At 59.1% G+C, this 16,904-nt stretch carries 11 protein-coding genes; 5 read left to right on the forward strand and 6 right to left on the reverse strand.

Annotated features, from left to right (window positions below; genetic code table 11):
- The first annotated feature begins 33 nt into the window (after nt 1-33).
- Nucleotides 34-330, forward strand: coding sequence for a hypothetical protein (locus AC5S27_RS17565; protein ID WP_493935864.1), 297 nt, complete (start codon nt 34-36; stop codon nt 328-330).
- Between the two features lie 378 nt (nt 331-708).
- Here AC5S27_RS17565 and AC5S27_RS17570 read toward each other — a convergent pair whose 3' ends face one another.
- The 3 genes from AC5S27_RS17570 to AC5S27_RS17580 form a co-directional block, all read right to left on the reverse strand.
- The gene (locus tag AC5S27_RS17570; RefSeq protein ID WP_493935865.1) at nt 709-1,779 is read right to left on the reverse strand and encodes a TlpA family protein disulfide reductase; all 1,071 of its coding nucleotides are present in this window, start codon (nt 1,777-1,779) and stop codon (nt 709-711) included.
- Between the two features lie 245 nt (nt 1,780-2,024).
- Entirely contained in the window at nt 2,025-2,546 is a 522-nt protein-coding gene (locus AC5S27_RS17575; protein ID WP_493935866.1) for a hypothetical protein, read from the reverse strand.
- Nucleotides 2,547-2,854: 308 nt separating this feature from the next.
- A complete protein-coding gene (locus AC5S27_RS17580) occupies nt 2,855-3,829 on the reverse strand; it encodes a PhoH family protein (protein WP_493935867.1) in 975 nt (324 codons plus the stop codon).
- Between the two features lie 563 nt (nt 3,830-4,392).
- Between AC5S27_RS17580 and AC5S27_RS17585 the strand changes: the two genes are divergently transcribed.
- Nucleotides 4,393-8,358: a choice-of-anchor D domain-containing protein gene (locus tag AC5S27_RS17585; protein WP_493935868.1), complete on the forward strand. Its 3,966-nt coding sequence runs from the start codon at nt 4,393-4,395 to the stop codon at nt 8,356-8,358.
- Nucleotides 8,359-8,780: 422 nt separating this feature from the next.
- Nucleotides 8,781-9,113: a 30S ribosomal protein S20 gene (gene rpsT, locus AC5S27_RS17590; protein ID WP_493935869.1), complete on the forward strand. Its 333-nt coding sequence runs from the start codon at nt 8,781-8,783 to the stop codon at nt 9,111-9,113.
- A 230-nt stretch (nt 9,114-9,343) separates the two neighbouring features.
- On the opposite strand, the gene AC5S27_RS17595 is transcribed toward rpsT, so the two are convergent.
- The 3 genes from AC5S27_RS17595 to AC5S27_RS17605 form a co-directional block, all read right to left on the reverse strand.
- Complete coding sequence (locus AC5S27_RS17595; RefSeq protein ID WP_493935870.1) at nt 9,344-10,528, reverse strand: thiolase family protein; 1,185 nt, start codon at nt 10,526-10,528, stop codon at nt 9,344-9,346.
- Nucleotides 10,529-10,578: 50 nt separating this feature from the next.
- Nucleotides 10,579-11,058, reverse strand: coding sequence for a hypothetical protein (locus AC5S27_RS17600; protein WP_493935871.1), 480 nt, complete (start codon nt 11,056-11,058; stop codon nt 10,579-10,581).
- 134 nt (nt 11,059-11,192) lie between these two features.
- Nucleotides 11,193-13,649 (reverse strand): 3-hydroxyacyl-CoA dehydrogenase/enoyl-CoA hydratase family protein, encoded by a 2,457-nt coding sequence (locus AC5S27_RS17605; protein WP_493935872.1) that lies wholly within the window; start codon nt 13,647-13,649, stop codon nt 11,193-11,195.
- 216 nt (nt 13,650-13,865) lie between these two features.
- Between AC5S27_RS17605 and AC5S27_RS17610 the strand changes: the two genes are divergently transcribed.
- The gene (locus AC5S27_RS17610; protein ID WP_493935873.1) at nt 13,866-15,413 is read left to right on the forward strand and encodes a M16 family metallopeptidase; all 1,548 of its coding nucleotides are present in this window, start codon (nt 13,866-13,868) and stop codon (nt 15,411-15,413) included.
- Entirely contained in the window at nt 15,410-16,891 is a 1,482-nt protein-coding gene (locus AC5S27_RS17615; protein ID WP_493935874.1) for a M16 family metallopeptidase, read from the forward strand. Before AC5S27_RS17610 ends, AC5S27_RS17615 begins: the two co-directional genes overlap by 4 nt.
- Nucleotides 16,892-16,904 lie beyond the last annotated feature (13 nt).

Below are 16,904 nucleotides of genomic sequence, written 5' to 3' on the forward strand. Positions count from 1 at the left end.
CCGCGGAAAAGAGGCCGCGGTATAATCCTTGGCATGCCGGACCTGAATAACAGCAACCCGCCCAGCTCAAAGGCCGGGTGGTTCTCCCGGATGTCCCGGCGAACTCAAGCATTGCTCCTGGCCCTGCTGATGTTTGCCGTGAGCGCAGGGGCGTTCCTGATCGGAATGGACGAGAAACGCCCTCACAAACCGGGCGTAATCATGGTCGGCAAAAGCGATTCGACCGAAGACTTCCTCTGGTCCGCATTCGCCTTCATCCTGGGAGCAGCCCTGCTGGCCGTTGCCATAGGCTGGAAGCCAGAAAATTCCAAAATAAAACTCTCGAAATAGGCCCAGCCACCTTGTCACCTGACTTAAGGGTTATTGCGCGTAAGGCTGCGCTAAACATCTTCGCCGTGCCCCTCTCGTGGGAGTTGCGCGACACCGTGATCAGCCTCAATCCCATCTGCCCGACTTCACCGCAACTGACCTGAACAGCAGCACCGGCACCCAGACGATAGAAGAAGAGGCAACGGCCATAGTGCGCTACGCACAATAGCCCCGAAGACAGCACCTACCAGCAGGGCCAGCGAAACAAATCACTGTCAAACGTGGAATAAGAAGAAGAGCGCTTATCAGAACCACTGGTGTCTTGAGTTAATCAAAGTTGCCGATAATGCGACTTTGCAAGCAGTACGAACAGTTCCTGCGTTTTGGTCATGCAGCAGGTTACTGCCTTAGGGTCTTCTCTATTGCAGACTCGACCGTAGCTTTTGACGGTGGCCCTTCCCAGTACTGCGCGACTTTACCATCCCGTCCGATCAGAACCAATGCGGGAATACCTTGAACTGTGTACTTTGCCGAAACTACTCCGTCCGAGTCATTGAGTGTTTGGCTTGAATAGTTGTTTTTCTGAAGCCATTCCCGAGCCCTATCGGCTTCATCAGAAGAAATCCCGAGAACCTTCACTCCACGGCCTTGATAAGCTTTGCTAAGACCCTCTACAATCGGCAACTCTATTCTGCAAGGTGTACAAGCAATCGCCCAAAAATCTAGTAATACGGTGTGACCTCGCAGGGAAGAGAGCTTTAGAGGGTCGCCGGTGAGCGATGGCAGAACGAAGTCCGGTGCGACTTTTCCAATCCATTCTGGGCGTTCTGAAACGTCACCTTTGGACGCCAACTTGATCGCTTCATCAATCATGTATTGTGGTGTTGGAACACCAAACTTAAACTCCTTGATTGATAATGTAAATACCACATTATCAATATGATGCCCGATTGATGCAGTAAAGGTCTCTTTGTAAACTAGATGAGTCTCTCGACCGATACAGTATGTGACGATTTCTGGATGTGGGTGTTCATCACTAGATTGATATCTCACCCTCAAATTCTCGCAGGCGACCCGATTGTGATTGACCTCGAAGGTTTCCATACCTAAGTCATCTGCGTCTAGCATGGCTCGCGTAATCTTGGCGAAGTGCCCTACACTTGGCATCGAAAATTGAGGCAACGGAAGCGTTCCTGTTTTGACGGTTCTGAACGCATGGAAATCCTGACCTTCTCCATTAAGAGGACTTCCTGCAGGTAGCGCTCCCCTGCGAGGGGAGACAAATGCAACGTCTGAATCAAGCTCCCAACCGGTTCCTGCAATTTGAGCGTTAAGCACACCATCAAACTCATATGCGTCCAGAGACGCATAATACTGAGCCGTTTCCTGAAGTAATTGCCGCGCCCTTTGGCTAGAGCTCTGTCCGGCGAGAATTAGGAGAGTCATCAGCATTCCAGCGAGCATACGCATCTTTGCGGCTCCCGACCTTATCTTTGAGATCCACTGTTAGCTTCACAAGTGTTTCTCAGAAAGGGTGTTTTCCCCGACAAGGCTATCATAAGGCTAGCTACACGTGCTCTCGCTGCGTGGTTTTTCAAAAAGATGGAGTTTCGGAAACTGAGGCTCGAAACGTCCGAAAATGGCCTTTCAGCCCATGACGGAACCTCCTCGGGAATGCGCATCTTACACCAGAAGCATTTGTTAGCTCCGAGGTGTCAATTGTCGCTTGGGAAGTTTGATGAGTTATCTAGTTTCGTCTGCACGACTGGATCTACCCGCTTAGCGTCGATCGGCTTAATGTTTCCCGTTTCCTGCAGAGCTTGCTGGCACGAAACCTGCTCAATCTGGCTGTCAACGTGCATAATGGGCAAAAGCAGTGACCCGCCCACATATTTTGCAAATAGACGGACGCAGTAGTGACCGTTCGGTTCCACCTTAAGATTCAGTACCGTTTTCTTTCCGGGATGATCGGAATGGTACGGAACCGTAAACTGGTGTTCTCCTGCCGCAAGATGAAAGCTCATGAAACGCCCAACCTGTGCATGCGCCAGTCTCTGGTCGCCGTCAAAAAGCCAACCGCTAAAGCCTATCTCGCCGACAGGAACAACAGCATCCCTCACCGCCTGTTTCGCTGATTGTTTGACTGCATAGAAGGTCACGGTACCCGTTTGAGCAGTACATGGCACGACTGTGGAAATGAGTGCCAGAGACAACAAACGCATTAAGAAAGGCTTCATATCGGAACGATTCTACAACTTACAGCACGCGATGCACTAAGATGGTCAGTCCCAGCCGGAAGTAATCAAGCCATTACATCGACCAAAATCATATGAATTCAAGATAGCCAGCCTGGCCTCACGCAGTCCACGCTCACAGAACCAAATCCCGCGAAACGGTGCTTTCGGAAACTATTATCAGTCGCGATATGTCGGCTTCTCGGGAGTGATTTCGCCGTTCACAATAAACAGTGTTTTCGAAAGTACCGCAACGAAAAATCGCATGGCTTCTTCATAAGAAGAGGCCATGCGATCATTTCACTGAAACGTTACTGAGGCTTAGAAGTAGGCTTCGCATGAATCGGCCCGCGCGACGCAGTGCCATCCGGCGAATCCACAATCCCCAGCGGCAACTCCTGCTGCTGGCTCTTGCCCTCGTAAGCCCGGATGATCCTCTGCACCAGCGAATGCCGCACCACATCCACATCTTCAAAGTGGCAGAACTGAATCCCCTCGACGCCCTTTAGCAGATTGATCGCCTCCACCAACCCTGACTTCTTCGGATTCGGCAAATCGATCTGCGTAATATCGCCCGTAATCACAGCCTTTGACCCCTGCCCCAACCGCGTCAGGAACATCTTCATCTGCTCGGTCGTCGTGTTCTGCGCCTCGTCCATGATGATGAACGCATCGCTCAAAGTCCGCCCACGCATAAACGCCAGCGGAGCCACCTCGATCACGTTCTTCTCCAGCATCTTGTCCACCTTCTCAGGCTCGCACAGATCGTAGAGCGCGTCATACAAAGGCCGCAGGTAAGGATCCACCTTCTCCTGAAGTGACCCCGGCAGGAATCCAAGCCGCTCCCCAGCCTCCACCGCCGGACGGACAAGAATGATGCGGCTCACCTTCTTCGCATTCATCGCCGCCACAGCCATGGCCACAGCAAGGTACGTCTTACCCGTACCCGCCGGACCCACGCCAAAAGTCATGTCGTTCTTCTCGATCGCCTCGAGATACCGCCCCTGGTTGACCGAACGCGCCGTCACCGACCGCTTCACGCCCGCCGACCCCGAAGCCGACCGCTGCTTCGTCGCGTCCGCCAAGCCCTTCAGCGTCACCGCCGCATCCGCCACCACCAGCTTCAGCATCGAGTGCAATTCGCCGTTATGAGGATGCACCCCAGCCTTCCTAAGCGCCTCAAAGTCAGAAAAGATGCGCTTCACCCTCCCCACGCTCTCCTCCGGCCCTTGCACTTGAATCGCGTCAGAGCGGAGATCGATCCGCACCCCCAACGCATCTTCCATCAGTCTCAGGTTTTCGTCGCGGGTCCCGAACAGGGGCTCAAGATTGGGCGTAATCTCCAGCGCTATTTTCAGACAGCCTCCATAGCCGCACGGCTTCCCGGCAGCGGGTGATGTTGGGTGATTCGATTGTGTTCAGGAAATGGATGAGGAGTAGGTACTTCGCCGACCCAGACCGAAAAGGCCGAACCGACAAGACAGCCATAGCCGCGAACGGCCAGTCTGCAGAACGGGATGGCGTGAGTGACCAAATCCAGTATCTGCGCAAAGATTAGCGCGATCCCACAACCCAGTCAACCCCTGTTGCATAACCGATCGCATAAATTGACACCGGCAACATCCCCAAGAACCCTTGCATTGCCAAGGCCTTTGCTTTTCTCGTCGTCATTCTCGCCGGGAAACTGCTTTTTCCGTGTCTCGGAGATCGCCCCCGTATCCATTTCTCCCCATACCAGGTCAAGAATGATCTTCGATGAGGCATTGCGCCCCAAATCTACGCAGCTTAGAACAGATGGATCTCTACGGATCTCATGGCCTCTACCCACCCGACCTGAAGGAAGACTCAAATGCATAAGAAACGCGCCGCCAACCTCGTTGCCAGCCTGATCCTGGGAACCTCCTGCCTGATGTACGCAACCGCGCAAGGCCGCACCGCCATCGGCGCCAATATCGAGTCTCCCGCAGCATCTCCACAATCCGCGGTACCCTCCCGCGTCGTCGAGCACGTCGATGACACCCGTCTCACCCGGCTGACAGGCAACACCAATCCCCTGGCCCGGGCCGCCTTCGACAAAGGCCGCGTCGATCCCGACAAGCTCCTCGAGCGCATCGTCCTGGTCCTCAAGCGCAGCCCCGAACAGGAAGCCGCCCTCGCCGCCTTCAACGAGCGCCAGTACGACCCCAAGTCACCCGATTTCCATCACTGGCTGCATGCCGAAGAGTTCGGCAAGCTCTACGGCCCCTCCGACGCCGACATTGCCGAAATCACCAGCTGGCTGCAGAATCGCGGCTTCCAGATTTTCAACGTCAGCAAGGGCCGTGTCACCATCCAGTTCAGCGGAACCACCCGACAGGTCGAGGACGCCTTCCACCTCGAAATGCACAACTACCTCGTCGACGGCAAGATGCACATCGCCAACGACCGCGATCCGCAGATTCCCCAGGCGCTCTCCCCGGTCATCACCGGTATCGCCTCCCTGCATGACTTCTTCCCAACGCACTTCTCCCACCCCGGCGCATACGTCAGGCGCGACCTGAAGACCGGCAAGTACACCCCGGTAGACCTCGAACCCACCCTGCCCGGTCAACCTCGCTCCGGTAGCCACGAGGCCGGCTCCGCTACCACCACCAACGGCCGCTCATTCCAATCCGCAGCCAACAAAGGCGGAGTTCAGCCCGAATTCGGCTACACCGATGCCTCCACCGGCTACCAGCGCGAAGAGCTCAGTCCCTACGACGTTGCAACGATCTACAACATCCTCCCCCTCTGGAACGCCAGCACCCCCATCAACGGTAAGGGTGTCAAAGTCGCCATCGTTGCCCTCAGCGACGTGGTCACCAGCGACTTCAACACCTATCGCAGCTCTTTCGGCCTCCCCGCAGGCACACTCGTCACGCTGCATAGCGGCGCCGACCCGGGAATCACCGACAGCCAGGGCGAGAACACCGAAGACACCGAAATGGTCTCAGCCACCGCCCCCGGCGCCACCGTCGTTCTCGTGGCTGACGTCAGCAACGCCACCACCGACGGTCTCCTCACTGCCATCACCTATATCGTCGACAACGAGGTCGCACCCATTCTCACCATGAGCTACGGAGCCTGCGAACTCAAGCTCGGCACCGCCGGCAACAGCGTCTATAACCAAACCTTCCAGCAGGCTGCAACCGCCGGTATCAGCTCCTTTGTCGCCTCCGGCGACTCCGGATCCGCCGTCTGCACCTCCCAGAACGGAACCCCGCCTTACGGCGACTCCTTTGGTCTCGCAGTAAGCGGCATGGCTTCCACCCCCTACGTCACCGCAGTCGGCGGAACCGACCTCCAGTGGCCCTTCACCGAGGGCACCACTCCAGCCTCCACCTACTGGAACGCCACCAACGATGCCCACGGTGCCAGCGCCAAAGGCTACATGCCGGAAATGTCCTGGAACGACACCTGCTCCAACCCCCTGCTTCTCAATGTCTACACCAGCTATACCAGCGTCGAAGGTCTCTGCAACGCCGCCATCAGCGGGCTCCCAGGTCTCGTAGAAATGGCCTCCGGCAGCGGCGGCGTCAGCAACTGCACCACCAACTCGACAACGAACTCCAGCACCACCTTCAACCCTGCCAGCTGCTCCGGTGGATACGCCAAGCCCTCATGGCAAAAGGGCGTCACCGGCATTCCTTCCGACGGCAAACGCGACATCCCGGACGTGTCTATGTTCGCCGCCTACGGCTTTCAGCAAAGCACCGGCATTCCCGGCAGCGCCCTGCTGGTCTGCCAGGCCTCCTTATCGCCCGAGAAATCCTGCGATTACAGCAACCCGAACTACATCACCTACCAGGAAAACGGCGGCACTTCCGCCGCGTCACCCATGACCGCCGGCGTCATGGCTCTCATCGTGCAAAAGGCTGGCAGCGCCCAGGGACTCGCCAACCCCGTCTTCTACAGTCTCGCAGCCAAGGAAAGCTACGCTTCCTGCAACTCAAACACCGTAAAAGCCGGCAACTCCTGCATCTTTTACGACACCACCTCCGGATCAAACGCCGCCGTCTGCTACACCGGCGACCCAAACTGCGTAACCAAGACCTCCGGCGACTCGGCCGGCATCCTGAGCGGGTATTCCGCAACCAGTGGCTATGACCTCACCACCGGCCTCGGTACCTTCAACGTCGCCAACCTGGTCAACGCGTGGCCAACCACCGCCCCCGCACTCACCGTTACTGTCTCGCCCACCAGCCTCACCTTTCCGGCGACAGCCATCGGAGTCACCTCAGCAGCGCAGGTTGTCACCATCAAAAACACCAGCACCAGCGCCGTAACGCTGACCTCCGAAACCCTCACCGGAACCAACGCAACTTCGTTCGTGAAGTCAGCCACCACCTGCACTACCTCACTCGCCGCCGCAGCCAGTTGCACCGTCTCGGTCCAATTCAAGCCAGCCGCCGCCGGAGCTCTCACTGCATCCCTCTCCATCGCCGACAACGCAACCGGCTCCCCTCAGCTCGTATCCCTCAGCGGAACCGCGAACAGTCCTGCGCTCACAGTCACGGTCTCACCCACCAGCCTCACCTTCGCCTCAACGACAGTCGGAGCCACCACCGCCGCGCAGGTCGTCACCATCAAGAACACCAGCACCAGCGCAGTAACGCTCACCTCCGAAACCCTCACCGGTACCAACGCAACGTCCTTCCTGAAGGCAGCCACGACCTGCACCACCTCCCTGGCTGCCTCCGCAAGCTGCACCGTCTCCGTCGAATTCAAACCAACCGTCGCCGGAGCACTCACCGCATCCCTGTCCATCGCCGACAACGCCACAGGCTCTCCGCAGCTCGTAGCACTCAAAGGCACAGCGACAGCTCCACCCCTGACTGTCACCGTCGCGCCCACCAGCCTCACCTTCGCCTCAACAGCAGTCGGAGCCACCACCGCCGCGCAGCTCGTCACCATCAAAAACACCAGCACCAGCGCCGTAACCCTCACCTCCGAAACCTTCACCGGTACCAACGCAACGTCCTTCCTGAAGTCAGCCACGACCTGCACCACATCCCTGGCCGCAGCAGCAAGCTGCAGCGTCTCCGTCGAATTCAAACCAACCGTCGCCGGAGCTCTCACAGCCTCGCTTTCCATCGCCGACAACGCCACAGGCTCTCCCCAGCTCGTAGCACTGAAGGGCACAGCAACCGCAGCAACAGTAGCCGTCACCCTCAGCCCAACCTCCATCGCCTTCCCCGTAACCGTCACCGGAACCACCAGCGACGCCCAGGTTGTCACCCTGAAGAACGGCGGCACCACCGCCATCACCATCAGCTCGATCGCCGTCGGCGGCACCAATGCAACGTCATTCATCGAGCTCAGCAACTGCGGCGCAACACTCGCAGCCAATACCTCCTGCTCCCTCTACGTAGCATTCAAGCCAACAGCAGCCGGAGCTCTCACCGGAACCGTCAGCGTCACCGACACCGGCACAGGCTCCCCCCAGAAGGTCACGCTCACCGGAACCGGCGCCGCAGCACCCTCCGTCACCCTCAGCGTCTCCAGCATCGCCTTCGGAACGCAGAAGAGCGGCACCACCTCTGCGGCAAAAGCCGTCACCCTGACCAACAGCGGCACAGCGACGCTGAACCTCACCTCCATCGCCCTTACCGGCACCAACCCGACCTCGTTTCAAGCTCTCGACACCTGCGGAGCAACCCTGGCCCCAGCCGCCAATTGCACCGTCTACGTAGCCTTCAAACCCGCCGCCGTGGGCGCAGTCTCAGCCAAACTCACCATCACCGACAACGGAGCCGCCTCCCCACAATCCGTAGCCTTAACCGGCACCGGCAACTAATCAGCAGCACCACAAATCACGCCAATAACAAAGGCCCAGCAATCATCCGGTCGCCGGGCCTTGCAATTGCGATAGACGCTGGATCAATCGATGGCAACCGCGAGAATAAGTGGAGAGATCACGGGGCCGAACTCAGTGGCCACGCAATCGTGCTATCGGTAGAACCCGCGTCAGCGATCACAATTTGTTACACCATACCCGTCTCCAGGTCAGCCGCGGCCTCACAGAGCTGGCCGCGGCCAAACGGAATTGACCCCAACCCCGCCTTCGCGTAGACTAGGAGACTGCGAGGGATGCGGCCAGGACGGAGCAATGTAGTTGTCAGGGTGTAGTTGTCAAGCCCGTCTTCCCATCAGCATTCCGCCCGGCAACGGGAGATCAACACTACCCGGCCACCGGGAACCCAAAGGATTCGATAGCACATGGCAAATCACGTATCGTCGCTTAAGCGCGCCCGTCAGACCGTCGTCAAGACGGAAGTCAACCGCGCAAACCGTACCCGCGTCCGCGGCAGCCTGCGCCTGATGCGCGAAGCACTCGTTGCGGGCGACGTCTCGGCAGCACAGACCCAGTTCAAGGCCACCGTCTCCGCTCTCGACAAGAGCGTCCAGAAGGGCGTCCTGCACAAGAACACCGTCTCCCGTTACAAGAGCCGCCTCAACGCGCGCCTCAAGGCCCTCGTCACCGCTCCAGCCAAGGAAGCTGCCCCCGCCAAGGTCACCAAGTCCAAAGCCAAGACAACCGCCAAGGCCTAGCTCTTCCGCAACAGAGATTGGCAAGAAGAAAAGGCAGGGTGCCCACGCATCCTGCCTTTTTCGTTGCGTCCGCTACGAATCGTCAGTGGACCCTCAATAACCGCATTCGGATTGCACATCGTTCCACGCCGATTGCGCAGCGTCTGAACGGGGATTGCGCAATGTGCGACGCGGATTGCGCATCGTCCAACAGATACTGCGCACGTCACCACGGGGCTGCGTATGTGAAACTAGCCCATCCGCTCGAAAATCCCCGCAGCCCCCATCCCGCCTCCCACGCACATCGTCACCATCCCGTACCGCACCTTCCGCCGCTCCATCTCCGCCAGGATCGAAGCCGTCAGTTTTGCTCCAGTACACCCCAGTGGATGCCCCAGCGCGATCGCACCCCCGTTCACATTCACCCGCTCCGGATCGATCCCAAGAGTTCGAATCACCGCTAAGGCTTGCGACGCAAATGCCTCATTCAACTCAATTAAGCCGATGTCCTCCAGGGTCAGCCCAGCCTGCTTCAGCGCCTTCGGAATCGCGAAAATCGGCCCCGCTCCCATCTCTTCCGGCAGACATCCCACCGTGGCATATGTCACCAGCCGGGCCAGCGGCTTAACTCCAATCTCCTGAGCACGTTGCGCCGACATCATCACTACCGCGGCCGCCCCGTCTGAAGTCTGCGAAGAGTTCCCGGCAGTCACCGACCCTGTCGCATGAAACGCCGGTTTAAGCTTCGCCAGCGCCTCCAGAGAAGTATCCGCCCGCGGCCCTTCATCTTTATAAACAATGGTTTGCGAGACATTGGGAGTTCCTGCTTTAACTCCCGAGCTGGCGCTTTCCACAAGGAGAGAGACAATTTCCGAATTAAACCGTCCAGCCGCCTGCGCCGCCAGAGCTTTTTCATGGCTGGCCAGCGCAAAGGCATCCTGATCCTCACGCGAAATCCCATAGTGCCGCGCCACTCGCTCCGCCGTAAGGCCCATGGTGAGCAGCGCCTGTGGATAATGCTCGACCAGCCAGGGATTCGGGGACGGCTTGAGCCCGCTCATGGGGATCATGCTCATCGACTCAGCACCACCCGCCACCACCGCAGTAACTCTCCCCGAATCAATCTGATAGGAAGTCTGAGCTAAAGCTTCCAATCCGGAAGCGCAGAGACGATTTACAGTGACGCCCCCGATTTCCACAGGCAATCCACAGCGGAGAACCACGTTCCGCGCCAGGTTCCATCCTTGCTCTCCCTCCGGCATGGCGCATCCAATTACCAGGTCGCCGATCTCGCTAACCTGTAGATTCGGCACACGGTCCAGCGCCCCTCGAACCGCAACGGCTGCCAAATCGTCGGGGCGTGTCGTTGCGAATGCGCCTTTCCCTGCGCGGGTAACGGCGGTTCGAACAGCGCTTACGATCACTGCCTCGGCCATTGTGCTTAAACCTCTCTAAATCAGCTGTTTGCTAAAGGAACCTGAAAGCGTTAATCCACATCCACCCTGGTCCATTCGCCGTCCTTGTAGAAACGATAAACAGTCTTCTGATCGATGATGCTGTCAGCTAAGCAGTCGTGATCGGGCGGCAACGGTCGTCGGCTCATCGTCGCCTGCGCCTCGTGAATCCGCTTCGGCGACGCCGGATCGATGCCCCAATCGAAGCCAAGCTCCGTCGTTCCGGGATGAGCCTGAACACGTTCTTTCGCAGCAACCTTGAGCAAAACGATTGGATCAGAAGGAGATACGCTGCCAAAGAAGACCAGTAGCGACACCTCACCCTGCGCGGAACAGAGCACTGCCCAGTCGCTCGATCCCGGCTTCTCGAGGCTCCCGTGAATGACGTTCTCAGGCCGCCGCGCCTCGTATGTCTGCGGGATCAGGCATCCGCGGGCGTTCAGGGCATCGGCAATCGGACCCGGCAGATCCGGAAACGAGCTCACCGGCAGATTGCGAATGCGGTAGTTCACCTGGTGGCCTTCCACAGAGACTTGACCGATTTCCACAAGCGGCCCTGGAGCTATACTCTGCGCATTCAAGCCCAATGAAAACAGCGAGATAGCTGCGCATGCTTGAAGTAATCTGGGAAGTCGATGGAGCATCGTTAGTTCCTCAAAGGCTTTCCGGTTTTGAGGGTATGCGCAATTCGCTCCAGCGTCTTCCGCTGCCCGCAGAGAGAAAGAAAAGCCTCCCGCTCAAGGTCGAGGAAGTACTGCTCGGAAACGAGTGTACCCGGCGTGACCCGCCCGCCGCAGAGAATATATGCTGCCTTACGCGCCACCAGCTGATCGTGATCCGAAGCGAATCCAGCCTCGCCCATCAGATGAACCGCCGTCTCCAGCAACGGCAAGACTCCCACTCCGGCAGCGGGAAACTGCGTCCGGGGTACGGGGGCGACATACCCCTGCTCTGCGATCAGCATCGTCTGCGCCTTGGCATCGAGCAGCAGCCGCTCGCGATTGCGGGTGATGTGGTCGGAAGAAAAAAGCAGCCCAAGCGAGCGCGCCTCAGCGGCGGAGGTCGAAACCTTAGCCAGTGCGATGAGCTCAAAGACTCGCTTCAGCGCATTCGCATACTCGGCGGATTGCGCGAATTTCGAAACCGGATCGCGCGGCTCAGGCGGGGCAAACGCCAGCGCTGCATCATGTGCGCGCAAGGCCATCTCCTTGGTCCCGCCGCCGCCAGGAATCAGTCCGACGCCAGCCTCCACCAGTCCAATATAAAGCTCCGCGTGCGGCTGACGGACGGTGGCGTGAAGACTGATCTCCGCCCCGCCGCCCAGGCATAGACCGAACGGCGCAGCCACCACCGGTCGCGGGCAGAATTTGATCGAAGCCGTCATCTGCTGGAAACCGCGGATGGCATGGTTGATCTCGTCCCACTCACCCTCCTGCGCCGACAGCAGCAGCTGCATGAGGTTTGCCCCGACCGAGAAATTCTCGTGGTCGCTGGCAATGACAAAACCCTGAAAGTCCCGAACCGCGTCGCTCCCCGGCGCCAGCACCAAATTGATCAAGGAAACCACGTCCCCGCCAATGGCCGACTTGGGCGAGTGCAGCTCAATGCAGGCGATCCCGTCCCCGAGGTCGACCAGCGACGCACCCGCATTCTTCCGGATCACGCCTTTGGAATCCACCCCGGCAACGCGAAAATCAGCCGCCGAAGCGTGCCCTGGAGTTGAACCAACAGGCTCCATCTGCCCGGTCAACGGCGAGAAGCACGTCGAGCCATCTTCCGAATACCAGCTCGTGTGACCGGCAGTCAGCAGAGCCTCGACGCTTGGACTGACCGGCAGGCCGAGTTCACGGAAGCGGGCGACTGTCGTTTGAACCCCGGCAGCATCCCACATCGCAAACGGCCCAAGCTGCCAGTTGAACCCGGCGCAGATCGCCCGGTCGATCGCCGGAGCATCGTCGGCGACCTCCCCTATCCGGTCGGCGGCATAGTTCCACAGGTTGGCGAGTAGCGGCCAGAGATAGGCTGCCGTCTTGTCCTTCTTAGGATCATTGGACAGCAGAAGGCGAATTCGCTCCGGCAGGCTGGCGGCGTTCTTGGCCATCTCCAGCGCAGGCAGTTTGGCCTTCGCCAGGGGGCGATACTCCATCGTGGTCAGATCGAGAGCGAGCCGCTCATCCTTGCCGTCCGCACCGCGAGCCTTCTTGTAAAAGCCCTGCCCCGTCTTGTCGCCCAGCCAGCGGCGCTCGACCATCGTTCGAATGAGAGCCTCAGCGCTCGCGTTGCCGTCGCCTTCACTAAAGTTGGAAGCGACGTGAGCCAGGATGTCAATCCCGACCATATCGGCCAGCCGAAACGTCCCGGTGCGCGGCCAGCCAATCGCAGTCCCGGTCAGCGCGTCCACTTCTTCGACCGTGAGTCCCTGCGGCTGCATGAGCGTAAGAGCGGCGAACATGTTGGCGACACCGATGCGGTTGGCGATGAAATTCGGGGTGTCATGCGCCCGCACAACCTGCTTGCCGAGAATGCGGTCGGCGAAGGCTGTAAACCCCGCCAGCACATTCGGATCGGTGTCAGTGGTGGGAATTACCTCCAGCAGTTTCATGTAGCGCGGCGGATTGAAAAAGTGCGTCCCAAAGAAGCGCTTGCGCAACTCCGGCGTCAGCGTCATACCGAGACTCTCCGCAATCTGTGCGATCGGCAATCCCGAAGTGTTGGTTGTCAGGATGGCAGCGGCGCTCAGATGCGGCAGAACGCGAGAAAGCAGCGCCTGCTTGACCGCCAGGTTTTCCGTGACAGCCTCGAGCACCCAGTCGCACTTCGCCAGGCCAGCGAGATCGTCGTCGAAGTTGCCCGGAGTAACGAGCCGCGCAGCAGGAGGCTCATCAAAGGCCGCTGGTTTCGTTCTTAGAAGCGAATCTACCGCAGCCCCGGCGAGCTTGTTTCTGGCCTTCGTCTCCCCTTCGGGAACGATATCCAGCAGCAGCACCGGAATGCCGCAGTTGGCGAGCAACGCAGCAATGCGGCTACCCATCGTTCCAGCGCCGAGAACAGCCGCCGAGCGGATGAGCATTGGATTCACTTGAGTGCTGGCCGGCGTGCTCATAAGCTTCCCCGCAGTGTCTTCGAACTCGTCTGATTGAGGACGCTTACCGCAGCGCCGGAACGCTCCCGAGCATACGGCTGAACGCGGCACGGGGTCAAGGCGCGGAGTGTGGCGTTTGACGCAGCGAGGCGCGCCCGTTAGCGTCAAGTGTACGGAAATTCTCTGATGCGTCTCAGTATCGAACTGACGCGAGAAGAAATGGCCGGGGAGAAACGAATGCGAACTGGAATCAAATTATGGCTGGGAGCCTTTGTCCTGCTGAGCGTGGGGCCGGCTCTCCTTACGCCACCCCTTGAAGCGCAGGACCTGAAGAGCTTCGAGCAGAAGACCACCACCAAGGTACTGCCCAACGGCCTGACCATCATCATCTGCGAACGGCCCGACGCGCCGGTCTTCAGCTACTCCACCTATATTGATGCGGGCGACGTGAACGATCCTTCGGGCGACAGCGGCCTCGCGCACATGTTCGAACATCTCGCCTTCAAGGGCACCAGTCAGGTCGGCACCACCGACTACCCTGCCGAAAAGGTAGCGCTAGCCAAGATCGAAGTTGCCAACGATGCGTATGAAGCTGAGTTCCGCAAGCGTGTAGGCCAGGACCCGGCCAAGCTGGCATCGCTCAAGAAGACACGCGACGAAGCCATCGCAGCGGCACAGAAGTACGTGGTTCCGAACCAGTTCACCGAGATCGCGGAGCGCAACGGAGCCACCGGCCTCAACGCCTCCACCGGTCTCGATGAAACTGTCTATTTCTGGTCGATGCCTGAGAACCGGCTTGAGCTATGGGCCTATCTCGAAAGTGGCCGCCTCTCGGACGTCGTCCCGCGCGAGTTCTACAAAGAGCGCGACGTTGTCATGGAAGAGCGCCGCATGCGCACCGACTCCAGCCCCGTCGGCCGCATGATCGAGCAGTTCCAGGCCACAGCCTTTGTCGCGCACAACTACGGCCGATCCGGCGTAGGCTGGCCCAGCGAACTCAGCCAGATCACCGCAACCGAGGCGATGGAATTCCACAAGAAGTATTACGTTGGCGCGAACATCGTCGTTGCCGTCGTAGGTGATGTGAAAGCCTCCGAAGCCATGCCGATGCTGGAGAAGTATTTCAGCAAAGTCCCCGGCGGCCCCAAGCCTGAAGACATGACCACCGTCGAGCCGAAGCAGTTCGCCGAGAAGTCAGTGACCATCCGTGAAGCAACACAGCCCTTCTATATCGAGGGCTATCATCGCGGTGATTTTCGCGACCCGGACGACTCGGTCTACTCAGCCATCACCGACATTCTCTCGAACGGGCAAGTCTCGCGGCTCTATCGCAGCCTCGTCCGCGATCAGCAGATTGCCGCTCAGGCGCAGGGTTTCAGCGGCTTTCCCGGCTCGAAGTACCCAGGCCTCTTCGCCGTATACGCCGTACCGCTGCCGGGCCACACGCCGGCAGAGATGCGAGACGGAATTCACAAGGAGATTGAGAAGTTGAAGACGCAGGATGTAACGCCGGCCGAGCTGGCCATGTTCAAGACGCGCGCACGCGCCGGGCTGCTGCGCGGTCTCGCCGACAACCAAGGCCTCGCCAATCAGCTAGCCGAATACCAGTCGCAGTACGGCGACTGGCGCGAGCTCTTCCTCGAACTCGACAAGATCGACAAGGTCACCGCAGCGGACATTCGCCGCGTCGCCAACAAAACCTTTATCCCCAGCAACCGAACCTCGGCCACCATCGAGTTTGAAGCGCCTAAACCAGCAGCAGCCCCCAACGGCGGTGCCCAATGAAGAATCTCAATCTCAGCATCGCCTCTGCCCTCCTCGCTGTATTCGTATGCGGCAGCGTTTCGCTCCATGCGCAGAAGCAGGAAAAGCCGTGGGAGAAAATCCCGACTCCCAAGCTGCATGACTTCAAACCACAAAATCCCAAGAAGATCGTCCTCAAGAATGGCATCGTGATCTTTCTGCAGGAAGACCACGAGCTTCCCTTCGTCTCCGGCTACGTACTCATCCCAGGCGGCAGCCGCGATGAAGACGCGTCCAAGGTCGGCCTCGTCGATCTCTACGGCCAGGCATGGCGCAACAGCGGCACCGAAAGGCTTGATGGCGATGCGATGGACGACCTGCTCGAAGCCAAGGCCGCCAGCATCGCAACCGGCGGCAGCGACGACTCAACCTTCGTAAGCTGGGATTCGCTCAAGGGCGATTCGGACCAGGTCTTTGGCCTGGCAATCGACCTCCTGCTGCATCCGAAATTCCGAAAGGAAAAGCTCCAACTTGCGCAGCAGCAGGAAGCCACCGGCATTGCCCGGCGTAACGACGACGCCGGTGAAATTGCAGGCCGCGAAGGCGGGCGGCTCGTCTACGGCAAGGACAGCGTGTATGGCCGTCAGCCCGAGATGGACACCATCAGCAAAGTCTCCGTGCAGGACCTCGAAGCCTGGCATGCCAAGACCATCGGCGGCAAGCTGATCTTCGCCGTCGGGGGCGACTTCGACCCTGTCGCGATGGAAGCCAAACTGCGCGCGGCCCTCGAACCGCTCCCTGCGGTCAAGCCCACCACGCCGCGGCAGGACAAGTTCAACAGTCCGCAGCAGGCTCTCTATTTCATCGACAAGCAGGACGTGAACCAGTCGAACATCGAGATCGTCGGCCTGGGCACTGACCGTCACAACCCCGACCTCGCCACGCTGGTCGTGATGAACCAGATTTTCGGCGGCGGCTTCGGCTCGCGGCTCTTCCAGAAGATCCGCACCGAGCTCGGCCTGGCCTATTCTGTAGGCGGATCCTACGGGCTGACCTGGGACCATCCCGGCCTCTTCCGCATCGTCGTCAGCACCAAGAGCGAGTCCACAGTAGCCGCAACCAAGGCCGTGCTGGACGAGGTCAACAAGCTCAAGACCGCGCCATTCACCGAAGAAGAGCTGAAGAGCGCCAAGGAGCAGATCCTGAACTCCTTCCTCTTCCGCTACGACACCAAGGATAAGGTGCTCAATGCTCGCGTCCAGCTTGAGTACTACGGCTATCCGGAAAACTATCTGGAAACCTACAAGGCAGGCATCGAGAAGGTCACCGTGGCCGATCTCGAACGGGCGGCCAAGCAGTACATCGATCCGTCCAAGCTCGATGTGCTCGTCGTAGGCAACGTCAAGGAGATCGAACCGGCGCTGGATACAATCGGCCTCGGCAAACCCAAGGCCATCGACATCAGCATCCCCATGCCTCCGGGTATGGCGGGGCAGCAAGGGCCAGGCGGGCAACAATAAGCCCTTTCAGTCA

This window comes from Acidicapsa borealis, assembly GCF_059115245.1.